Source organism: Propionivibrio sp. (assembly GCF_016790145.1).
Taxonomy (GTDB): domain Bacteria; phylum Pseudomonadota; class Gammaproteobacteria; order Burkholderiales; family Rhodocyclaceae; genus Propionivibrio.
This window is the reverse complement of record NZ_JAEUOI010000019.1, coordinates 28,330-51,466: the sequence shown is the minus strand read 5'-3', so window position 1 is coordinate 51,466 and position 23,137 is coordinate 28,330. Positions and strand designations below refer to the sequence as shown.

The following is a 23,137-nucleotide window of genomic DNA, read 5'->3' as shown; positions in this document are numbered from 1 at the left end:
CGCCAGCACGGATGAAATATGGTTGACTTGGTCTGAATGAGAAGTCATTATTGACCATGATCACGAACGAGACGAGTAACATGACGTGTTTCCAGCGAGGAAAACGTTTTGAAAGTTCCCAGAACCCGAAGCCGATGTAAGGCGCCGCCAGCAAACTGAGAACGGCAATATACCGGCCAGACAGAAACTGCCAGTCGATAACGTAGGCTGACAGAACAATCAGGTATGCCAGAAACGCCCAGGCGAAAAGCGGGGCGCGCGAAAGAACAGAGCGAAGGCGGCAGCCATGGAACAGATAAAGAAACGGAATAATGAACAGGTTCAACTGCTTGATGAATTTGAGCGGAATGATGGCGAGTGAACCAAGAAAAAGGATCGTCCCTGCCCCATCCCTGGCCAGGATGAATAATGCCCCTGACAGGGCTTGTGCCTTTGCATTGAAAAGAGCCTGCTTTGTTGCCGGATTCAAGAGGTCAATAATATTTTCAATTTTTTCTTGGATTGGATTCAAGTGCCAAGCGACTTGGCCTAAGTGCCACATGACATAGCCAAACCAGCCTTCTGGATTAACTCGCACTAAGCCTCGCAATAAGCCTATCAATACGATTAACAAAAGCGCTACAACCAGTGGTATGCCAACTATCATCAGGACTCTGCGTAACTTGTTTTCTTTTGGTGCCTCAAACAATTGCCACATGACAAGAGCAGCGAAGAACACTAGAGCTTCTGGACGGAACAGCGCAGCGATTCCCAAGACTAATTGCGCTATCAGTGCGCTTCCCCAGCGAGGATTTTCCGACCATCTGAGCGCGAGCCAGAACGAAAGCATCATGAAGAACCAGCAGCCGTATTCGCGCAGCAATTCTTCCCGGTAATGATTGGGCCCTGGTAGCGCCAGGACAACGAGACAGATTGACCAGATGGCTTCCGGCACACGGCGCTGTGCACTTGCGACAAGGAGAGCGCAGGCGCCGGCCATGAACAGTGCATTCAAGAGATGGCCGGTCTTTTCCAGGCCGATTCCCGTCAACTTTGAAACGAGAGCCATCAATATGGGGAAAAAAGGCCATTGGAACGTTTTGCGAGCTGCGTCGAAACCACCTTGCAAAAAATTATGTGCGGTTTCGACGTAAAGAATACCGTCACGATTTAGTGTGGGGTTGGTCATGATGGTGGCCAGCGAGAGCAGCAGACTGCCGAAAAAGGCGGCCTGAACCGGGGTGATACGCTTGGCGAACTGCATTGAAATCATTGTTCGGTGCTTCCTGGGTCGGGCGAGTCAATTCGAGTTAATGGAACAATGAACCTGTTCTGTCTCAGGCTGAGGCTTTGTCAAGCGTAGTTCCGTAGAACGCATAATCACTTGCTTCAGGGGTTTGCCAACGACTTTTCATTATGGAAGCTACCACCCTGGGAAATAGCCAGGGCTTCTGCTTGCGGATTCGACGCCAGAAGCGCCATACGTTACGGCGGAAATGTTCTCCTATCACCTCGTCACCGATCAGCCCGGGATGCTGGATCAAGAACTTGGCGTAGGTATTGAAGTGTGCTGCAAGCATTTTCAAACGTCTGCGCGAACTGTTTCCCGGATGTTTGCGGTAGCTGGCCAACACCTCGGGTACACGTGCAATGGCATGGTGCACAGACAATCGTAGCCAGCAGTCAAGGTCTTCCAGCGGCAGGGTGAGATCAAAACCACCGATCGCGACGAAGATCTCCCGGCGCAGGGCGATTGTCGGATTGAATATATAGTGTTCACCCAGAAACAGCCAGCGGTAGGCCTGGGTGTCCGGTCCCGGATCTGGCCGTGATTTCTGCTTCGCGCGGGTAACGATGTTGCCGTCCTCGCCGATGAAATTACAATCGGCATGTACCAGCGCCAGGCTCGGACAATTCCAGTCCTGAATCGACTGCTGGATGCGTTCAACCTTGTTCGGGTAGAGGACATCGTCCGAGCCGAGTAGATGAACCCAGTCACCTTGGCAGGCTTGAATGCATGCATTGGAGTTGGCACTGACGCCCTGGTTCTCGTGTCGTTCGAGTACGACACGGCGAAACCGCTTTCGATGTGGCTCAAGAAAACGCTGTGCAATCTCGAAGGTGTCGTCTTGCGATCCATCATCAATCAGTATCAGTTCAAGCTCAGGGTAGGTCTGTGCGCAAACGGAAGCCAGGCAGGCTTCAATGAAGGCCGCATGGTTGTAAGTCGGGATGGCAATGCTGACCAGTTGCGGAGTCATCATGGCTATCAGACAACAAGCAGATTCAGTGCCGTGGAGTAATTGCCTGCCATGTTGCCGTTATTCATTGCGCACCACCATCAATCAGGGCAGTTTTCGAAGAATCCTTGACCACCAGAACATCCTCCATCACCAGATACTCCAGATCGGACCCGAAAAACATGTTCAAGGCGTCGGTTGGCGAGCAGATCATCGCTTCGCCACGGCGATTGAGCGAGGTGTTGAGAACGACGCCATTGCCGGTCAGTTTTTCGAGTTCGAGCATCAGGTCATAGTAGCGCGGGTTGTGTCTGCGCTCGAGAACCTGTGCGCGTGAGGTGCCGTCCTCGTGCACTACTTCAGGTACCCGGCGCTTCCAATTCTCGGCCACTTCAAAAGTGAAAGTCATGAAGGGCGCGGGATGCTCGCTGTCGAGCATCTTCGGCCCGACGCTGTCGATCATGCTCGGGCAGAACGGGCGCCAGCGCTCGCGAAATTTGATCTGTTCGTTGATGCGGTCAGCGACACCGGCTGCACTTGGGCAACCGAGGATCGAACGACCGCCCAGTGCGCGCGGTCCGAATTCCATGCGGCCGTGAAACCAGGCTACCGGATGGCCGGCAACGAGCAGTCGGGCGACCTGTTGCGGAACCTCATCGATCATTTGCCATGACGGCCTGGCCGGGTGTCTGGCGCAGGCGGCGATCACGTCCTCGTTGCTATATGCCGGGCCGAGATAGACATGTTCCATTTTCTCGACCGGCACGCCGCGCTCTTCAGAAACGTAGGCTGCCGCGCCGACCGCGGTTCCGGCATCGCCGGAAGCGGGCTGGACGAAGAGTTCCCTGACGTCCTGGCGGGCGATGATCTTCTGGTTAAGCTTGACGTTGAGCGCGCCTCCGCCGGAGAAAACCAGACGACCGGTTTCGCGCAGGATGTCACCGAGATGGTAGTCAATCATCTGCAGCGCAAGATCCTCGAACAGCTTCTGCATACTTGCTGCGTAGTGGATGTAGGGGTCATCGGCGACATCACCGCTACGCCTGGGTCCCAGCCATTCAACCAGCTTCGGCGAGAAGTAGTAACCCTTGCCATTTTCCTTGTAGCGCCGGAATCCGATTACATTGGCATAGTCGGTATTAACTGTCAGTTCGCCATTCTCGAATCTGGCCAGACGCGAAAAGTCGTACTTTGCAGGGTCCCCGTAAGGCGCCATGCCCATGACCTTGTATTCGCCGTCGAGCATTTCGAAACCGAGGTACTCGGTAATTGCGCCGTAAAGCCCGCCGAGCGAATCCGGGTCGAAAAACTCCTTGATCTTGTGAATCTTGCCGTTCTCGCCGTAGCCGAAGAAAGTAGTGGCATATTCGCCCTTGCCGTCGATGCCGAGTATCGCGGTCTTTTCCTTGAAGCCGGAGCAGTGGTAGGCGCTGGCGGCGTGTGCCAGATGATGCTCAACCGGAACGATCTCGATTTTTTTTAGATCGAAGCCGAGTTGGACGAGGCACCATTCGATACGCTTCCTGTAGCGGTAGTAGCGGCGGTTGCCGGCAAAAATGGCATCCAGCGCACGATCCGGAGCGTACAGGTAACGCCTGGCGTAGTGCCAGCGGGCCTTTCCGAAAATGCTGATCGGCGCAAATGGAATGGCCACCGCGTCGACGTCGGCGGGTTTGATGCCGGCAAATTCCAGGCAGAATTTGGCTGCTTCGTAGGGCATGCGGTTCTTGGCGTGCTTGTCGCGCACGAAGCGCTCTTCCTCGGCTGCTGCGACCAGTATCCCGTCGATATACAGCGCCGCAGAGGGATCATGGGTCAGCGCGCCGGAAAGTCCAAGTATTTTCAGAGCCAAAGTATACGTCTCACAGGATTACGTCGCCCAATAGGGCAGAAAACAACCCACACCGCCAGCGGCCAAGTATACCCGTCTCGACAGGGCGTCAGTTAACGGTCTTGGGCTTCGCGCATCTTGTGCTTATGAGACTGCTCAAGAAGATCCCATTCGCTTTTTGTCCAGATGAACTGATGTCGCTTGAGTTGATCAAGATCGTGACGTGCGGCACGCCACGGCAGTACGGGACGACGCAGTTTTTCGAGATCAATGAGCGCGATCTCCGGCATCTCATCCTGCCAGCGTGCCATGACATGTTTGCCATACAGACAGCTATGCTGCAAATGAGCGTTATGCAATATGCCAAGAATCCGACCAACCTCTCTGGCCAGCGCCTCTCTGGCCGGGAGGTCCAGCCCGGTTTGATCGCTTAGAGCAGAAAACCCGCTCAGTTCTTCAGTAACAAGAACGGCCTCAAAACCTTGCTCATTCCTGCGGTTTCCGTGAAAGACAGGCTCAGGAACATGCAGCCCAAGGGCTTTGAGGGTGAGAATGTTTTGATACTCCCGGCTTGCGGTCGGCCAGCCGAAAGGATGGCGCAGGGAGCGAAAAAGGTGGTTGCACTGCTTTTTGATGTAATACAACTGTGCGCCAATCCGCAGTCGCATCATTCCACTCCAGCCGTTACGGCGCTGGTTGGGCTCCTCGACCCATTCACCTTGTACGTTCCACCACCCTTCAAAATCGGTTGGGACGGAGTTGCAGATATCATTATTCGTATTCATGGAAAATGCAGAAAACCTCAGTAAAACCTTGGCTCACCCGGGGGACGGGTTTTAAAGCGCCGGTGCACCCAGTAGTATTGCTCTGGTATGGTACGAATAGCGGACTCGATCCAGGCATTCATGCGCGCCGTATCGGCCACGACATCCTCTGTCGGGAAATCCGTCCAGGCATCGCCAATTTCCACACGGTATCCCTCGCCACCCGGTAGCATACGTGCGATGCAGGGAACGACAGCGGCGCCAGCCGCTCTGGAAAGCCGCGACAGTCCGGTTATGGTCGCCGTCTGCACTCCGAAAAACGGGACAAAAATTGAATCGCGCCGACGAAAATTCAGGTCAGGCAGGTAGAAGAATGGGCGACCCGATTTCATGGCCTTGACTGTTGCGCGTGCACCGTCCTGACGAGACAAGAGGAGTTGATCGCCAAACCGTTGGCGACCCTTGTAAAGCAGACGATCGAACACTTCATTTTTTTGCGCGGCGTAGATGCTGACACTGTTGTAACGCATGGCAATTGCCACGCCAGCAGCATCGAGTCCGACGAAGTGCGGAACCAGCAGAATGATCGGACGAGCGGCCTTGTGAAGAACGTATAACTTTTCTTCGCCGACGACCTTGATCAGTCGTGAAATTCGCTCCTGACTTCCCCACCAGAGAATGCTGCGCTCAAGCAAACTTCGTCCGATTGCCTGGAAGTTGCTCCTGGCCAGTTGCTTGCGTTCATGTTCACCCAGTTCAGGAAAGCACAGAGCCAGATTGACGAGAGCAATTTTACGGCGGCGCCGGGCAATGTAGTAAAACAGCTGCCCCAGCCCCCGGCCAATGATGGCCAGGACCGGCAAGGGCAAAAGATGCAGCAGCCAGAGCAGGGCGACAGCCAGATGACTGAAAATGCGGCTCAGCATGGCACTCTCTTTCCGTAGACGGGTGCACCTGCCGGGCAGGTGTTGATTGAAAACAAGAGCGGGATACGTTTAGTCATTCAGGCATAGCGTCGATCGGTTCTATTTCTGTCCGACAGTTCGCGGAGTTGTATGCAAATTGATGTCGCGGCATTGTATGGCCATTCATGCCCACTGAGCATCATTGTGTTGTAAACATCTTGACCACACATCAGTACGCCGAGGCGAACCTGGCCATCAAAGAGCTCGCCTGTGCCAGAACGACTGCGCCAAAACTGCCATTCATTACCTGCCCTCCCTCGTTAGATGGATTGATTTGAGCCGCAGCCCTTCGGCCAGCCGTTCAAGGTCGAGACTTTCCTCAACGGCATCGGCCAGCCGGTCAAGGTCAGGCTGACGACGCTCGTCGGGGTCGAAGTGACAGCCCGGCTTGTGCGCCGCCCATTACCGTGAAAAAGTATGGCTGAAAGGCAACAAAAAACCCTCGCGGCCAGAATGGCACGATGAGCAGTTAAAGAACGAATCGGCGCGCCACCACTCTGCCAAGCACCACCCCTGGTGCCTCTAACATCAGTGAAGGTTTCCGATGCCTCATTTTTTCATGTTCCGGGGTGGCAAATCAATCGCCATGATGGTTAGAATGAAATACCTTGGCGTGAGGCTAGGCTTCGCGCTCATTCCGGGCTTGACCCGGAATCCAGTTCGTAAATCAAACACTTCTTTTATCCTCTTGACCTGAAGAACGAATCTGGATACCGTCTGACGCCGGTATGACTGTGGACTGATAGAAGAAATTTACCCTGAGGCTACAGCTTAAGATCCCTTTCAATGACTCGAAAACAACTTTTTTCGACCAGGCGCTACCGCTTTCGCAAGCAAAAGCCTTTGGCATTTCATTGTCGGTCCCCGCTAATTCTGGCGCTCTCCTCAATCGATGAAGACCCGACCAGCACCTTCTGCAGGCCGTAAATTGGCAGACGATGACGCTGCCGGCAAGGGTGATGCATCCCGGCAAACCGTCGAGCTGCTGGCCGCCGCTACCGCTGCGGCGGCTGAGGACGGCATCTGGCTGGACGTGATTCACAAGATGGACGAGGTCTATAACGACCTCCTGCAGTACGAAGTCAGCCTGGAAGAAAAGAATGCCGCGCTGGAGGATTCGCAGCAGTTCATTTCGTCGGTGCTGACCTCCATGTCCGATCTGCTGATCGTCTGCAGCCGCTCGGGTCTGATCGAAAGTGTGAATCAGGCGCTGCTCACCTTGCTCGGGGTCGACGAGAAATCGCTGCATGGCCGGCCGCTATTCGATCTTTTTGCCGACGACGAGTCGCGCCAGAATGCAGGCCGTCTGCTGGTCGAACAAATCGGGCAAACGCTCGCCGATGGCGAATTCATGCTACGCGCAGCCAACGGCAGCGGCATACCTGTTTCGCTCAACTGCACGCCGCGTTACAGCGGCGTCGGAAAGTTGCTGGGCGTTGTCATCACCGGGCGTCCGCTCGGCGAATTGAAGCGTGCCTATCAGGCGCTGCGTCGTGCCCATGAAGACCTCAAGACCACGCAGCACCAGTTGATCCACTCCGAAAAAATGGCCTCGCTCGGGCGCCTGGTGGCGGGCGTGGCGCACGAACTGAACAATCCGATCAGCTTCGTCTATGGCAATGCCATCGCCCTCAAGCGCTATGAGGAACGCTTTTCGCGCTACCTGGCGGCGATCCATGGCGGCGCCTCGCCCGAACAATGCTCGGCCTTGCGCGAAGAACTGCGCATCGACAGGATGCTGAGCGATCTGCCTTCGCTGATCGACGGTACGCTCGAAGGTGCGGAACGTACCCGCGACATTGTCGATGCGCTCAAACGGTTTTCGGTGAAGGACCGCGACGAGCGGCAGGAATGCGATCTGCGCGAGATCGTCGAGCGTGCGGTGAGCTGGATTCAAAAAGGCATCGCCAGCCAGTTTTCCGTGCGCTTGTTGTTCGATGTGACGCTATGCACCTTGGGCTCTCCGGGCCAGTTGCTGCAAGTCGTGATGAATCTGGTGCAGAACGCGGCCGACGCCACAGAGGGTGTGCAACAGCGGAGTCTGGAGATTTCGGGGCGCGCTGAAGGGCAGGACGCCGTGATCGAGTTCCACGATAACGGCCCCGGCATTCCGGCGGGCAATCTCGGCAAGCTGTTCGAACCCTTCTTCACCACCAAGGCGGTCGGACGCGGCACCGGCCTCGGTCTGGCCATCAGCTACGGCATCGTCGAGCGCCACGGCGGCACCTTGACGGCGGGAAATCATCCTGGCGGTGGCGGATTGTTTTGTCTGCGCTTGCCTCTGGCCAAGGGCTGATTAATGACCCAAAAAAAAGCGGTTGAGCGTAATGTCAATATCGTTGGCCCACACCCCGACCCGCAAGGCGAGGGGGTTTGCACCCTTCGCCCTGCGGGAGAAGGGCCGGGGATGAGGGCCAAAGACTCGCCAGACTTGGTGTTGCGACCGATTTGTCGCGCTCAACTGCGGTTTCCAGGATGGCTTGGTGGCTTACCGGTTGCACATAGGGTGAAATGAGCATGGGTATCGATGCCGGATGTGTGCGTATCCGGGTTCAGTGCGATGGTCAAAGAGTACTTGCCGCACAGGTGTCTAGCCAGCGACCGCAGGTCGCTCGCGTTCTCAAGGGGCGACAGGCCGATGCCGCAGCAAGCCTGGTGCCGCTGGTGTTTTCGCTGTGCGCCCGCGCGCAGGGGGTGGCCGCCCGATTGGCCCTGGCGGCAGCGCGCGGAGACGAAACGTCGCCACGACTCGACCCGGATATCGTGCGCGAGGTGATGCGCGAGCATCTCTGGCGCTGGTTGCTCGATCTACCTGTCCTGTTCGGCATGACGCCGCTGCGCGATCAGTTTACGAGCGCCGTCCGCGCCGTCGATGCCGGCGACGGCGTGAAGGTTCAGGCTTTGCTCGTAGCGCCCGAAATGACCCGGCTGATCGAGTCGATCATGGCGCTTGAACAGCCCGCACTGCACGCGTCTGCGCTGCTTCAGATCGACTCGGCACAGAGCTCGCTGGCCGAATGGCCGCAACTGAGTGATGAACTGAGCCACACGCCGACGTGGCGTGGACAGGCCACCGAGACCGGCGCCTTCGCTCGCAGCAGCGGTACTTCAATGTCAGCCAGCGGCGCCTTCGCGGCGCGCTGGCTGGCTCGACTGGCTGAGCTGGAGGCCTGGGCTGGTGGCACGCAAGGGATCGGTGCTGGCGGCACGGCAAGCGCGACACCCGTCGCCCCCGGCGTTGGCCGAGCCCTGGTGGAAACGGCGCGCGGGTTGCTCATGCATGAGCTTGTGCTGGAGGGTGATCGCGTTGCGGATTACCGCATCGTCGCCCCGACCGAATGGAATTTTCACCCCAGGGGGCCGCTGCCCAGCTGGCTGATCGGCAGGCCCTGTTCGGATGCGGCCGAGCTGCGCCGCTTTGCAGCGCAGGCCGTGGCGGCGCTCGATCCCTGCGTGCGCTGGGAACTGACGCTGGAGCCCCGGACGAATTGAAGCGAACGCCCTGGCTTACGCCTCGCCGATCACCACGCGGCCATCGCTTTCCAGTCGATATTCCGGGATGACCAGATTGGCGGGCGCCGGGCCGCCTCGGACAACCCGTCCTGCCAGATCGAATCGGGACGTATGGCAGGGGCAGAGAAAAACGCTGCGAGCGCCCAAGCCCTCGCGCAACTGGGGCGTGCAGCCCTGATGGGTACATAGTCCGATGGCGACAAAGACATCCGGACGCAATGAACGGTGCCGATTGCGGCAAGCTGCGGGTTGCAGGGAATGTCCGGAATCGGGGTCGATCAACTCGCTTTCGCGCTCGGCCAGCGCGGCGACTTCCTCGGCAGTTCGGCGCAGAATCCAGACCGGGCGACCATTCCAGTCCACCGTACGCAGCTTGCCGGGGGGGAGATCGGCGAAATCGACCGGCGTCGGATGGCCTGCCGGTACATGGGGCCTTCCGGCCAGATACCTTGCCACGCCGATACCGGTCCCGAGCGCGCAGAGTCCGACAACCAGGTAACGACGCCGACGATCGGGATTGGCGGTGTGATCCTTGTTCATGAAACCGTGTACGAAGTGATATCCAGAGGGTGAGCAGGATCACGGAAGTGGTTCGCCGTGGCCTGTGCACAACGTGAAGCTGAAACCCATGGCCGGGAACACCGTTCAGACACCGGGCAAGAGATTTTCACATAACTCGTGCTTTGCCCGGCCACTCGTGCAAATCAACCGTAATTGATTGGATGTTCGGACAGCCAGTGCTGATCGCGAACCCGGGTGATGCGCTTGCCCGCGCCGTGCGCCATGGCTGAAGTCAGTGGCCGGGTTTTCCAGGCAAAGCTGCTGGCATAGCCAACCGCAGCCCCAAGCAATACACCAAAGATCACACCGCGAGTCGGTTTCTGTTCATCAGACAGCACGCCGACCAGGGCACCGGCCATCGCGCCTATCGTTGCCGATTGCCAGGACTCCTGAACCGCCACATGGACCAGATCGGTCTTGTCTTCCGCAGCCAGCACCGTCTTGCGCGCCTCCGATGCGCCTTCAATGCCTGACTCGACCAGTTCTTTGCCGTAAGCCAGATTGGTCTTGATTTTTTCGGTAATGCTCATTTTCGTTACTCCTATTCCTGTCTGTACTGAAAAAAACGGGCAGCTCAATCACTCTTGCCAGGACCCGGAATCTAAATCCGTGCTCATCCTCATTCAATATCGGCGATGCCCAAGGGTTAACAACCCGATCAGGAAGCGTCAATGGCTGGTCAGAACCCTACGGCCATCACGTTGTCCTGCCAACAAACAATAGCACAAACACCATGAAAAAAATAAGACCGTGGCTGATAAAGGGGTTCTCTCCGCCTGGATGTTTTAGCCTCGCTGGCATCGGCTGGCAGAGTGGTCAGCACCGCAGAGAACGCCGCGCTGGTCGATCGCCACTTTAACCCGACGCCAGTGTATGCCGTATCCGACGATTGTCGGGTTATGCTGCGCTAACCCGACCTACGATGTGTCACTGAATCCAGACCGGGCGGCATCGCACCGGCCTTGGTCAGTGCTGGTTTGTTTCAGGCAAAATGGGTGGCGACGGCATTCCGGTTCAGTTTTCCAACGGCTGTCAGCGGCAATTCGGCAACCGGCCGGATTTGCCTGGGAACCTTGTAATCGGCTAAAGACTCCCGGCAAAAGGCTTTGAGTTCATCTTCTGCGACACTGCGGCCGGCGTGAAAAATTACGAGCGCGACCGGTGCCTGTCCCCATTTGGGATCGGGAATGCCGGCGCAAATCGCTCCGGCAACGGCGGGATGTTTCATCAGGGCGTTTTCGATCTCCTCCGGGGAAATGTTTTCTCCCCCGGAGATGAACATGTTGTCGGCCCGCCCCTTGATGAACAGCAAGCCGTCCTCATCCTGCACTGCGAGGTCCCCGGTATAAATCCAGCCGTTTTCAAGGATCGTTTTCCCGGTGCGCGCCGGGTCGTGGAGATAGCCGTCAAAGTTATGCGGGCTGCGCAGACAGAGAACGCCAATATCGCCGGGTTTGACCTCGTGTCCTGATTCCTGATCGACGATTCTGGAATCGCAATGAAACATCGAAGTGCCGATGCTCGCCGAATTGTCGAGCAACTCGTCCATGGAATCGGAGCGTGGGATATAGGCACAATTGGAAGGACCGGCCTCGGTCATCCCGTAGGTCTGACTGATGGGAACGCCCTTGTCCAGGAAGGTTTGCATCACGGCTTTCGAGCAAGGCGCGGCAGCAGTAGTGATCGCCTTCAAGCCGGAAAAATCGGTTTCGGCAAATTTGGGATGGGCGATCAGGAACTGCAGCATGGCTTCAACCGCGCCAAAATTCTCGATGCGCCCTTCATGGGTCAGTTCAAGTATCAGGCCGGGGTTGAATTCGCGCATCAGGACGCTGGTCAGGCCCGCATGAAAAAGCGGCGTAAAGGTATTCCATCCGCCGATGTGAAAGAAGGGGAAGGTGATCAGCACCTTCTTGAACGCGCCGACGATGCCAGTGGCAAGGATGTCGAACGAATTCCAGACCATCTGTCGGTAAGACACGATGCAGATTTTCGGCACTGCGGTCGTACCACCGGTATGGACGTACAGGCAACGATCATTCATCGCCAGCGGAATGTTCACCTCCCGGGGGTCGGTCTTCAGGATGACGTTTTCAAAAAAGTTATGCTCATCGTCGATGTCGATCACCGATTGAACCGAGGAGGGCACCGACAAGGTTGCGATCAGTTCGGCAAATTGATGTTCGTGAACCAGAACGCTGGGCTGGAGACGCGCCAACAGGTCATCCAGTTCCGGCTTTTTCAGACGCTGGCTGAGCGGGGCCAGGATAATACCAAGTTTTCCGCAGGCCAGATAAAGGTCAATGGCTTCAATCCGGTTGCGGCAGATCAGCGTGATGACATCACCTTTGCGCAGGCCGAGCTCGTCGCTCAGATAGACTCCCACCCGGCAAGCCCGATCGTTCATGTCCTGGAAGGTGTAAGTCTTCTGGGTGAATGAGTCATACAGTGCCGTCCGCCGGGGTGTCATGGCCGCGCGGCGTCCCGCCCAGTCCCCCACCCAGTTCATAGGTAGCTCGTCATAATTCTGTATGGGGCCCATTGGAGTCTCCTTCGGTCATTTTTGGAAAAATATTTTGCAGAGTGCGGAGTCGTAAGCGTAAGCAGCAAAGGCTTGTCGTATTATTTGTTCCGAAATCTGTAGAAAAGGGAAGTGAACGGATTTCAATCCCGCAGGCGTGAGTATCCTAGTCCGCCGTAGCTCGGTCAATGTCTGTTCTAACTTTGTTTTTTGTTATCGTAGTAGGAATTATTCCTACCGTTTGTCAGAGGAGGCAAGCCATGACCACCGCAGAAACGATCAGCATCACCTTGCCGCCCGAAATGGTGGCCATCGTCCGCAGCGCAGTTGCCACGGGTGAGTACGCCTCCAGCAGCGAAGTCATTCGTGACGCACTGCGCGACTGGACGTACAAGCGAACGATACGCCAACATGGCATCACCGAACTGCGTCAACTTTGGCAGGAAGCAATGAATGACAAGACGCCGGGCGTTTCCGCCGATGAGGTGCTCGACCGCCTTGAGCGAAAATTCAAGTAGATCGCCGACGCATCAGGAACGACGAAGTAATGCGGCTGGAACTCTCAAGTTATGTCGAAGGCGATCTCGACGGGATCTTATTGCCCAGGACAACCCACGCCGCGCCCTGACATTTATCCAGGACATCCGGGCAAAGTTCCATGACATCCTGCGCAACCCGATGATCTACCAGCTCCGCCCTGACATTGTCGAAGAAACCCGAATGGTCACTGTCGCAAATTATGCAATCCTCTGCCACGTCATGGGCGAGGTGGTGCGTAAGAACGCGTAGCTTACGGTGGTCGCGACTTGCCGAGCATTTTCATTCCGTAACCAACGCTTCGAATTACTTTATTTGAAATTCAATGCGATGCTACCCTTTTTATTCGCTTTGGATTTTTCAACTCAGCGACGGCAAAGCAGCGTTTCCGGTTAGTGGGTGTAATATGATTTCGGGCAGTTGTCGGCCATGACCAGCCACTGACTTTTCTTCTTCAAAGCAGTCATTGATTGCGCAAAAAATGTTGCGGGGGCTGGATTGGTACGGTCGAGAACCCGTCGGGGATCCCGTGTTGTATGAGTAAAAGGTGAATTTGTATGACCTATTTTATTGATCTGTTACCTCAATTGATTTTTGCTTCAGCACTGATATTGGTAATGTTGGGGATTTATCTGTTTTTCAGAAAATTTGATTATCGTGGAAGCAAAGGACTATCAGTCGATGAAGGATTTGCGCATTTACGCAAGCAAATGTCCCCATCTACATATCGAGTATTTATATGGGTTTTTTGTAGTGTGATTTTTTTGAATCTTTTTCTGAGAATATTTAAGATATTTTAAGGTTGGAAATGCTGTATTTAAAGCCTGCGTGATCACCGCGTCAAGCTTGACATTGCTACCTTGCCTCAAACCATTTTGAATGACCGCTTTCCCTATCCCGCTATTACCTCTTTGGGACGTCAGCCGCCGGTGAATAATGAAAACTGAACGGCCGGAGAATGTATGTAGAAGACATCGACCCCTACATGCCCAAAACATCGGTAGTGGCCGAACATTGCCGGTCAGCGACCTCTCAAATTACTTGCGCAATGAGGCAAAAAAAACAAGCTTGAGGCGAAAAATTCTTCCAGGCTTGGCGACTTCAAACGGAGCAGGTTGAAATGATTTAGATTTGAGGCGTGAAATCAGTGATGCAAAAGCGGACAACGTCAGGGTTTGCGCTGTCAATGAGGTTTCTCATTATTGCCCTGTCCTGCATGTTAGCGACGCCTGCATATGCCGCCGAGAAGGATGAGCCGCCGCAATGGAGTTTCGTTCCCGGTCGTTACCAGTTGATCGGTCGCCATCCCGACAGCCCGCTTCTCTATAGCGGGACGGCGCGGATCGACAGGGTCGGCGGGCAGCTTCGCCTGACCAGGGTCATTGCCGGCAGGCGCAGCCAGATTTATGGTGTCATACACCGCGCCGATCCGGGTGAGGCGTATGTACTGGGTTTCAAATGGGGCAAAAAAATTCCGCTGGAGATGGTCTGCGTCATCGGCAGCGATCTGGACAACTACCCGCGCCTGACCTGTCACTGGGGCAAGGCGGGCAATCCGCATCGCCAACCGGGTATGGAAGCTTATTTTGCTCAGGAGCCATGGGATCCGGTCAGGCTTTGAACGCAGTCCATATCTTTCCGTTGCCGGCATTCTATGGATCAGGATCGGTCGACTGCCCATTTGAAAGTGAATTCCAGGTTTCAGAACCTGGATCAATCCCGTCACAAAGCGAAATTTTGCAATTCTTTACATGGGTTCCTTGTTTGCCCGGCACTTATTTCGCCCGTCTTTGCGGTAGTCTCTTGTTTCCATGCGCCTGTTCATTCTCGCTTTCGCCTGCGGCATCGCTCTCCTGCAAGTGCAGGGCGAGCTGCCCGGCGCGGGCGTCATGGGTGGTCTTTGTGCGCTGGCGCTGCCGGGGTTTTTTCTGTGTGCATGGCGCCAGCACTGGGTGTTTCGCATCGTAGCGCTGGTGTGCTGTGCGCTGCTTGGCTTTGTCTGGGCGGGTTGGTTCGCCCAGCAGCGGCTGGCCGATCAATTGCCCGAGGCGTGGGAGGCCAGGGAGATCGAGATCGTCGGCGTCATTGCTTCGCTGCCGCAGCGTTTTGAGCGCGGTGAACGTTTCGAGTTTGATGTTGAATCGGTACTGACCAAGGGGGCGCAGGTACCCGGCCGCATCATGCTGTCGTGGTATCGCAGTCTGGAGGGGAGTGGCGAGAGTAGCGAGAGTGCCGACACTGACGAAGTGCTGGAGGCGAGGGCGGTTCGTCCGGGTGAGCGCTGGCGCTTTACGGTGCGTCTGAAGCGGCCGCATGGCAATGCCAATCCACACGCCTTTGATTATGAAGCCTGGCTGCTGGAGCGCAACATCCGGGCCACCGGCAGCATCCGCCTGCGTGCCGAGGTTCAACGTCTGGATGCTTTCGTGCCGCGCCCCGCTTATCTGGTCGAGCGGCTGCGCGATGCCATTCGCAGCCGTTTTCTGACGGCACTGCCCGATGCGCCTTATCTTGGTGTGCTGATCGCGCTGACGGTCGGCGATCAACGAGCGATTCCCAATATGCAATGGCAGGTGTTCAATCGTACCGGTATTACCCACCTGGTGAGCATTTCCGGCCTGCATGTGACGATGGTTGCCGCTCTCTTCGCAGCGCTGATCAACGGGCTCTGGCGGCGTAGCGAGCGCCTGATGCTGCGTCTGCCGGCACAGAAGGCGGCGGTTGTGGCCGCCTGGCTGGCGGCCTTCGCCTATGCCTTGCTGGCCGGATTCGAGGTGCCGGCGCAGCGCACCCTGTACATGTTGAGCGTCGTGGCGCTGGCGCTGTGGTCGGGGCGCAACCTGGGAGTCAGCCGCACCCTGCTGCTGGCCTTGCTGGTGGTGCTGGTGCTCGATCCATGGGCGGTGCTGGCGACCGGCTTCTGGCTGTCCTTCGGCGCTGTGGCACTGCTCCTGTTCGTCGGCACTTCGCGCGTAGGCGAGGTGCGCGGATGGCGTGCCACACTCGCCCAGTGGGGCGCGACGCAATGGGCGGTGACGGTCGGCAGCCTGCCGCTGCTGCTGCTATTCTTCCAGCAGTTTTCGCTGGTCTCGCCGCTGTCCAATGCGCTGGCCATTCCTTATGTAAGCTTCATCATTACCCCGCTGGCGCTGATTTTCGCCGTGCTGCCGTGGCCGCCACTTTTGCAATTCGATCACTGGCTGCTATCGCTGTTGATGAAACTGCTTGAATGGCTGGCGGACTGGCCGCTGTGGCAGCAGGCCGCGCCGCCGCTGTGGGTCTCGCTGCTCGCCGTTGCCGGAGTGCTCTGGCTGCTCTTGCCGCGCGGATTCCCTGCGCGCTGGCTCGGGCTGTGCCTGCTCATGCCGGCGCTGTCCTGGCCGCCGCCGCGTCCGGCGCCGGGTGAGGCGTGGGTCGATGTGCTCGATGTCGGGCAGGGGCTGGCGGTGCTGGTGCGTACCGCCGGGCACGCGCTGCTTTACGATAGCGGTCCGCTCTACAGCGCCGATTCGAATGCCGGGCAGCGGGTCGTCGTGCCTTACCTGCGTGCGACCGGTGTCGAGCAGCTCGATACGCTGGTGGTTTCGCATCGCGACAAGGATCACGCCGGAGGAGTGTCGGCAGTACAGGCGTATCTGCCGGTGGCCCGGCTCCTGTCTTCGATGATCGAACTGGGCGGAGAGCGCTGTAGCGCGGGGCAGAGCTGGGAATGGGACGGTGTGCGTTTTTCGATCCTGCATCCGGTTTTGGCCGATTACCAGATTGACTCAAAAAAATCGAACAACATGAGTTGCGTTCTGCGCGTTGGCACTGCTGCCAGCAGTGTCCTGCTCACCGCCGACATCGAGGCCGACGACGAGAGGGCACTGCTTGTCCGCTCACCGTCATTGTTGCGCAGCGAGTTGCTGCAGGTGCCGCATCATGGCGGTAGCCGCTCGTCGACAACGGATTTCATTGCCGCTGTCGGTGCGCATGAGGTGGTGTTCTCGGCGGGCTACCGTAATAGCTTCAATCATCCGCGCCCCGATGTCCTCGAACGTTACGCGGCCAGCCGCCAATGGCGCACCGATCGGGACGGTGCGATCCGCATTGTCCTCGCCGGTTCGACCGAGGTATCGGCCTGGCGCAGCGAAAGGCGGCGATACTGGTATGGCCAGTGATGCTAGACTTCCGGCGTAGGAGGCAAAGGGTATTGAATCGGGTTTTTGAATCCACCGCAAAGCCGCGAAGTTCACAAAGATCGCGCAAAGGAAAGCGTAACGATTCGTTTCTTGCTCGTCTTTGCGTCTTAGCGGTGGGTTCTGGAGATTATTAATGCAAGCACACCTGGGAGAAAAGACCCATGACTGGCACGACCGATTCCCTGTTCGTTGAGCGTAGCGTCTGCTGCGCCTCGCCGAGTGGTCTGCACCGCATGGTCTATGGCGAATGGGGCGAGCGCAGCAATCCGAAGGTGCTGGTCTGCGTACATGGCCTGTCGCGCAATGGCCGCGATTTCGACAATCTGGCGCAGGCCCTGGCCGGTGACTACCGCGTGATCTGCCCGGATGTGGTCGGGCGTGGGCGTAGCGACTGGCTGCGCGATCCGGCCGGCTACACCATTCCGCAGTATGTGGCCGACATGATGGTGCTGATTGCCCGCCTTGATGTGGAAACGGTTCATTGGCTGGGTACTTCGATGGGCGGGCTGATTGGCATGGTGCTGGCAAGTCTGGAAAATACGCCGATCACGAGGCTGCTGCTGAACGATGTCGGGCCGGAGATTTCGTCGGCGTCGATCAGGCGCATCGGTGAGTACATCGGTCGCGCACCGAAATTCGATTCGTACGAAGACGCTGAGCGATACATCCGGCTGGTCAGCGCCCCGTTTGGTGCGCTGACCGACGCGCAGTGGCGTCAGCTCACCGAATCGAGCCTGTGCCTGACCCCTGATGGTCGCTATGGACTGAGTTATGACCCCGGCATTGGTGAAACCTTCCGCCGCGATGCCGAAGCTTTCGATTTGTGGCCGATTTATGATCGGGTTCGTTGCCCGACACTGGTCGTTCGCGGTGCCGAATCCGATCTGCTAACGGTGCAGACGTTGCATGCGATGGTCGCGCGCGGGCCGCGTCCGGCCGTGGTCGAGGTATCTGGGGTCGGACATGCTCCGATGTTCATGGACGAAGCGCAGATCGCCTGCGTCCGCGACTTCCTGCTTGCAGTTTGAGTTTGCCCGTTTCCCGTGACTGCAACGCAACGCTCAACGCCCCGGCATCGCCGTGCAAGCGCTCAATGCGCGTTACTGCAACGGCATGCCCTGGGGATCCGCATGGACATTGGCTGCCACAGCATCGATTTTGATGGAGCCCGTTTTCATTGTCTTGCTGGCCGCTGTCCAGAATGATGTAAATTTTCGCTACCTGTTGAGCCTGCGCCTTTGACTTGACAGCAAGCCAAGGGCATACTTGCCGACTCTTTACGGATTGTTCTGTTTGCCATCGTGAACAAAGCTTTTTCTGACCTGTCGCTACGTGCGCTCCTGCTGTTGCTGGTGGGCTTGCTGGTTGTTGTTGCGCTGGTGTTTGCGGCCAGGGATCTGCAACACAGCCGTGCCGCCTATCGCAACGCAGCCCTGCTCGCCGAGCGCAACCAGGTTGCCGACAGTTGCCTGCAGGCGGTAAGGCATTTCGCCTTCGAACGCGGTCGAAGCAATGTGGTGCTGCGTGGCAAGGAAGCAATCAACGAGATCAACCGTCGCTTTATCGATGAGCACCGAAGTGCTGCAGACGTCATCATTGCCGAGCTTCTCACTCGCCTGCCCGACGCTTCGCGCGAAGAGGGTGTTGAAGTCCGTCAGGCCTGGGAGGTTGTAAAGTCGCTGCGAGCAACGCTTGAGCATGACTTCGCCCGTCGACTTGCCGAACGCGATCCGGCACTGCCGGGCCAATGGCTGACGGCAGCCAACAATCTTGTCACCAGGCTGGAAGATTTGCTGGCTGACGTTTCAAGTTTGCCAGGAAATAACGATGCCGGTTTCGAGCTATTGAGCAATCTGCGCATCCTGGCGCTGCAATTCAGAAATGTGGTCGGTTCCGAATCGGGCATGCTCGCCGCCGAGTTGTTTTCCGGTCACGTGCCGGGCGGTGAGACGATCGGCATGGCGAATCTGTTGCGCGGTCGCTCGATGCAGATCTGGTCGCCCCTCGAACAGGGTACCCGGCGTCTGGCGGATGGGGATGCTTCCCTGGCGCTCGATAAGTTGCGTACCGAGTTGTTCTCTCGGTTACATCCGCTCCATGATGAAATCATTCGTGCGGCAGGCACCCATAAACTCGCTCCGATAGGGATAGAGCAGTATCTTGCGGTTTCGGTCTCGGCGCTGGAGTCCAGTGACGAACTGGCCGATGGCATCAGTCATGCAGCGGCGGCTTATACAAACAAGCTTCTCGAACAGGCCAGGCAGCAGGAGCGGGTCGCGTTGGCCAGCATCATCGCCATCCTGGTTCTGGCTGGCCTCGTTGCCATGCTTCTGGTATGGCGCTTTACGCGCCCCCTGAACGAGGTACTGGGGCGCATCGACAGGCTGCTTGGCCTGCAGGCAGGCAACTCACCCCTGACGCGGACCGCGCCCGGCCGCAGCGAATTGGCCAGGGTTCAGCAGGCACTCGAAGTTCTCGAACAGGCGATGCAGGCCCGCTTGCGCAGCGAGGAAGCATTCAAGGAAAGCGAGCGAATGAGTGCTTCGATTCTGGCCTGTGTTCCGCAGTCGATCATTGCCACGGATGTCAATGGGCTGATCACGGTATTCAGCCCCGGTGCGGAAAACATGCTGGGCTATTCGGCAGCTGAAATGGTCGGCAAGCAGACACCATTACTGATTCACGATAGCAGGGAAATCCTTTCTCGTGCCGAAGAATTGACAAAGAAGCTGGGTGTTGTCGTCAAGCCGGATTTCGATGTGTTTTCCATCAAGAGAAGGATCAGTGCCAAACCGGATCAGCGTGAATGGACCTATCTTCGCAAGGACGGAACGCGCCTTACCGTATTACTGACAACGACGAGCCTGCGCAACGCGCTTGGTGAAATCGACGGTTACCTGGGCGTAGCCACCGATATCACCGAGAGAACACGTGCAGTGGCCAGAATCAAGCGGATGGCGCACTACGACCATCTGACCCGGCTTCCCAATCGTCGTCTTTTCCACGACCGGATACAGGTGGCGATCGCTCAGGCACGGCGCGAGAACACTCGCCTGGCGCTGATGATGATTGACCTGGACGATTTCAAGCCGATCAACGATAGCTTCGGCCATGCGGTCGGCGATCTCTTGCTCAAAGCTGTGGCAAAAAGCATGCTGGGCTGTTTGCGCGAGTCGGATACCCTGGCGCGCCTGGGCGGCGATGAGTTCGTCGTGCTCTTGCCCGGCATCGGAACAGATCAGGATGCAATGGGCGTTGCTGAAAAAATACGCTTAGCGCTCGATCAGCCATTTCAGCTTGCCGGTGGCCACCAGGTGACCATTGCCTGCAGCATCGGCGTGACGATCTTTCCTGACCACGGCAACAACGAAAAGCACCTGTCGCAGAACGCCGATGCAGCGATGTATGCCGCCAAGGAACTGGGCCGCAACAGCGTGCAACTCTTCAGTGGCGTATCGGGTAGTGTAACAAAGGACGCAGCAGAGGCCGGCGATCTGTCGATTGTCCGCCTGGTCTGGCGCAAGGCCTACAAGTGTGGCGAAGAGTCGATTGACCAGGATCACCAAGCGCTCTTCGATCAAGCCAACGAGCTCATTCATACCGCCATGTCCGGTGCGCAGGAACCAGGCCAATTGTCCGCGGCGCTTGACGATCTGATCAATAGTGTGAAACAGCATTTCGCCCGCGAAGAGGCGGTTCTGGCGCGCTACCACTACGCCGGTCTTGAAGAGCATGTGTTGCAGCACCAGAAACTGGTCGGGCGCGCCCTGGAGCTGCGCCACATGGCCGACGCCGGGGAAATGACGCTGGGCGATCTGGTGACATTCCTCGTGCAGGAGGTGGTGGCCATCCATTTGCTCAAGGAAGATGCCAGGTTTTTCCCGCTGTTCAGAAAAGCGCTGAATAACCCACCGGCTGATTCATCCATTGAAACGAGCGGGCACTGAGCGCCGCATGCCCGGCACCGATTGTCCGATCATCGACTGGACAGAGGAGGGCGATTGCCGGTCCGTCCGTTGGCGCTCCGCAGCCGGTGTACCGCCCCCGTCGCGCGTGCAGGTGGTCGATGACACGCTGACTGCCGATGCCGCCTATCGGCTCGCTTGCGAAGGCAGCGCGCTGCTCTGGCGGGGTGATTTCCAGAACGCGCGACAAATGTTGCAAGCCATGGCGCGGCGCTGCGAGCGCAGCTCGCACAAGTCGCGAACTTCAATTCACGATCCTGCGCAGGCGTTTCACATGCAGCGCATGGCACAGGCGCAGCGCGCCCGCACACTCGGCATGCTGCTGATTCCTTTCGACGCCGATCACCTCATCCCCCTGCGCCGAGCGCCCGACGTGCGGCAGGCCTGCGCCGAAGCCCATGGTCTGGCCGCAGAGCCCTATGTGTCTTCGCTGCGCGAATTGCTCGGCCTGATCGGCGCGCACGAGTGGCGAAAGAAGGGCGTCGATATTCCGGCGCTTGGCGCCCGTATTCATCCGCACTACGGGGTGTTCTCGCCGGTGCGCGGCGAGTACGTGGCATTGGTGGCCGCTGCGCCACTACCTGTCTTGCTCTCGGCCAACAGCCTGGTCTTCGACATCGGCACCGGCACCGGTGTGCTCGCCGCCGTGCTCGCCAGGCGCGGCGTGGCCCGCGTCGTGGCCACCGATCAGGATGCCCGGGCGCTGGACTGCGCGCGCGAAAATGTCGCACGGCTCGGCTTGAGCGGGCAGGTCGAAGTGGCGCAGGCCGATCTCTTCCCGCCCGGCGCTGCGCCGCTCATCGTCTGCAATCCGCCCTGGGTTCCGGCGCGACCGGGCTCGCCGCTTGATCACGCCGTTTACGACCCGGACAGCCGCATGCTGCGCGGATTTCTCGACGGTCTGGCCTCTCATCTTGAGCCGGGTGGCGAGGGCTGGTTGATCCTTTCTGATCTGGCCGAGCATCTTGCCTTGCGCTCGCGCGGCGAACTGCTGGCACTGATCGACAAAGCCGGTTTGCAGGTATTGAGCCGTGCCGACGTGCGTCCGACCCATCCGCGCGCGAACGATCCGGACGACCCATTGCACACCGCGCGTGCGGCGGAAGTTACATCGCTCTGGCGTCTCGGAGTACAGTAGGGGGAAACAGTAAAAGGGGAAGAAGACGCAGGGAATCACGGAGGCCGTATGGATTCATGGAAAAGCCGATGGGGCGTCGGGCAGTGGGCCGCCTACTTTGAGAATCAGGCGCTGCCGGTCATGCGCCGCTCAAAACTGCTGATGACGCAGCTTGAATCTCGCGAAGGCGAAATGCTTTCACCCAGGGATCTGTCTGAAATCGTCCTGCAAGACCCCTTGCTCTGCCTGTGCCTGTTGCGTGAGGCCGAGCGCAGAAAATCACATCGGCTGGACCACGAAACGACGACGGCGCTGGGGGCCATCATGCAGGTGGGTGTCGATGAATTCCGCACGCTGCTGCATTCCAGCCCGGAAGTTGATGACAACAACAAAGGCCTGCTCGAAGTTGAGATGCATGCCTGTTTTGCCGCGCAGATCGCCAGCGTCTGGGCCGGCGGACGCATGGACCTCAACCCGGAGGAAGTCGCTGTCGCCGCCTTGCTGGCCGGTACTGGTGATCTGTTGCTGTGGGTCTATGCCGAGGAAATACCGATGAAAGCAAGAGACGAACTGCTTTCCGGTCGGGCTCAGCGCAGTGCGCAGGCGCAAACGCAAAGCTGCGGATTTACCTTCAAGCAACTGACCCAGCAATGTGCTGAGCGCTGGAAACTGCCTGCCCTGCTGCTCCAGCTTCTGCGCGGATCCGAATCGTATCGCGCCCAACTGGCGCGAACCAGCTCGAACGCCGCACGCCACGTACTTGAAGAGTCTGGAACCTCGACCCTGGCGCTGGCTACCGACCTGGTCGACGCCAGCAAGCTGATTCCCAACGTCAGCCTCGAATGGCTGGCCGATGGCCTCGTGATGCTGCCAGAAGTGCGCCGCGCCTGGCTTCTTGAAGCAGCCCATAAACTTCTCGCTGCACCGCCTTGAGGTGAGAAGTTATGCCACCCTTGCACCTTT

General features: G+C 57.8%; 18 protein-coding genes. 10 read left to right on the top strand and 8 right to left on the bottom strand.

The genetic code is table 11. The annotated features are described in order from the left end of the window. The 5 genes from JNM42_RS02200 to JNM42_RS02180 all read right to left on the bottom strand — a co-directional run. Positions 1-1,252: hypothetical protein (locus tag JNM42_RS02200; RefSeq protein WP_294265495.1), on the bottom strand; the 1,252-nt coding region annotated here is incomplete at its 3' end. Positions 1,253-1,316: 64 nt separating this feature from the next. After that, a complete protein-coding gene (locus JNM42_RS02195) occupies positions 1,317-2,243 on the bottom strand; it encodes a glycosyltransferase (RefSeq protein WP_294265492.1) in 927 nt (308 codons plus the stop codon). 61 nt (positions 2,244-2,304) lie between these two features. Next, a complete protein-coding gene (locus tag JNM42_RS02190) occupies positions 2,305-4,071 on the bottom strand; it encodes a carbamoyltransferase (protein WP_294265489.1) in 1,767 nt (588 codons plus the stop codon). 92 nt (positions 4,072-4,163) lie between these two features. After that, positions 4,164-4,835, bottom strand: coding sequence for a lipopolysaccharide kinase InaA family protein (locus JNM42_RS02185; protein ID WP_294265486.1), 672 nt, complete (start codon positions 4,833-4,835; stop codon positions 4,164-4,166). A gap of 17 nt (positions 4,836-4,852) precedes the next feature. After that, positions 4,853-5,740 (bottom strand): lysophospholipid acyltransferase family protein, encoded by an 888-nt coding sequence (locus JNM42_RS02180; protein WP_294265481.1) that lies wholly within the window; start codon positions 5,738-5,740, stop codon positions 4,853-4,855. 967 nt (positions 5,741-6,707) lie between these two features. Between JNM42_RS02180 and JNM42_RS02175 the strand changes: the two genes are divergently transcribed. After that, positions 6,708-8,075 carry an ATP-binding protein gene (locus JNM42_RS02175; protein WP_294265478.1) on the top strand — a complete coding sequence of 456 codons (1,368 nt, stop codon included), beginning with the start codon at positions 6,708-6,710 and terminating at the stop codon, positions 8,073-8,075. A 221-nt stretch (positions 8,076-8,296) separates the two neighbouring features. Next, the gene (locus JNM42_RS02170; protein WP_294265474.1) at positions 8,297-9,271 is read left to right on the top strand and encodes a nickel-dependent hydrogenase large subunit; all 975 of its coding nucleotides are present in this window, start codon (positions 8,297-8,299) and stop codon (positions 9,269-9,271) included. A 15-nt stretch (positions 9,272-9,286) separates the two neighbouring features. On the opposite strand, the gene petA is transcribed toward JNM42_RS02170, so the two are convergent. From petA to JNM42_RS02155, 3 genes are all read right to left on the bottom strand, one after another. Then, positions 9,287-9,832, bottom strand: coding sequence for a ubiquinol-cytochrome c reductase iron-sulfur subunit (gene petA, locus JNM42_RS02165; RefSeq protein ID WP_294265471.1), 546 nt, complete (start codon positions 9,830-9,832; stop codon positions 9,287-9,289). A 164-nt stretch (positions 9,833-9,996) separates the two neighbouring features. Further along, entirely contained in the window at positions 9,997-10,383 is a 387-nt protein-coding gene (locus JNM42_RS02160; protein WP_294265468.1) for a hypothetical protein, read from the bottom strand. 452 nt (positions 10,384-10,835) lie between these two features. Further along, the gene (locus JNM42_RS02155; protein ID WP_294265465.1) at positions 10,836-12,395 is read right to left on the bottom strand and encodes an AMP-binding protein; all 1,560 of its coding nucleotides are present in this window, start codon (positions 12,393-12,395) and stop codon (positions 10,836-10,838) included. A gap of 239 nt (positions 12,396-12,634) precedes the next feature. Between JNM42_RS02155 and JNM42_RS02150 the strand changes: the two genes are divergently transcribed. From JNM42_RS02150 to JNM42_RS02120, 8 genes are all read left to right on the top strand, one after another. Further along, positions 12,635-12,892 (top strand): type II toxin-antitoxin system ParD family antitoxin, encoded by a 258-nt coding sequence (locus tag JNM42_RS02150; RefSeq protein WP_294265462.1) that lies wholly within the window; start codon positions 12,635-12,637, stop codon positions 12,890-12,892. Then, on the top strand, positions 12,828-13,163 hold the full coding sequence (locus JNM42_RS19405) for a type II toxin-antitoxin system RelE/ParE family toxin (protein ID WP_366504394.1): 336 nt from the start codon (positions 12,828-12,830) through the stop codon (positions 13,161-13,163). Before JNM42_RS02150 ends, JNM42_RS19405 begins: the two co-directional genes overlap by 65 nt. A gap of 934 nt (positions 13,164-14,097) precedes the next feature. Continuing rightward, positions 14,098-14,532, top strand: coding sequence for a hypothetical protein (locus JNM42_RS02145; protein ID WP_294265459.1), 435 nt, complete (start codon positions 14,098-14,100; stop codon positions 14,530-14,532). A 190-nt stretch (positions 14,533-14,722) separates the two neighbouring features. After that, complete coding sequence (locus JNM42_RS02140; RefSeq protein ID WP_294265457.1) at positions 14,723-17,071, top strand: DNA internalization-related competence protein ComEC/Rec2; 2,349 nt, start codon at positions 14,723-14,725, stop codon at positions 17,069-17,071. Between the two features lie 182 nt (positions 17,072-17,253). Then, positions 17,254-18,120 (top strand): alpha/beta hydrolase, encoded by an 867-nt coding sequence (locus JNM42_RS02135; protein ID WP_294265455.1) that lies wholly within the window; start codon positions 17,254-17,256, stop codon positions 18,118-18,120. Positions 18,121-18,393: 273 nt separating this feature from the next. Further along, positions 18,394-21,039, top strand: a complete 2,646-nt coding sequence (locus JNM42_RS02130; protein ID WP_294265452.1) for a diguanylate cyclase — start codon at positions 18,394-18,396, stop codon at positions 21,037-21,039. 7 nt (positions 21,040-21,046) lie between these two features. Beyond that, the gene (locus JNM42_RS02125) at positions 21,047-22,195 is read left to right on the top strand and encodes a class I SAM-dependent methyltransferase (RefSeq protein WP_294265450.1); all 1,149 of its coding nucleotides are present in this window, start codon (positions 21,047-21,049) and stop codon (positions 22,193-22,195) included. 48 nt (positions 22,196-22,243) lie between these two features. After that, positions 22,244-23,107 carry an HDOD domain-containing protein gene (locus tag JNM42_RS02120; protein WP_294265445.1) on the top strand — a complete coding sequence of 288 codons (864 nt, stop codon included), beginning with the start codon at positions 22,244-22,246 and terminating at the stop codon, positions 23,105-23,107. Positions 23,108-23,137: the final 30 nt, after the last annotated feature.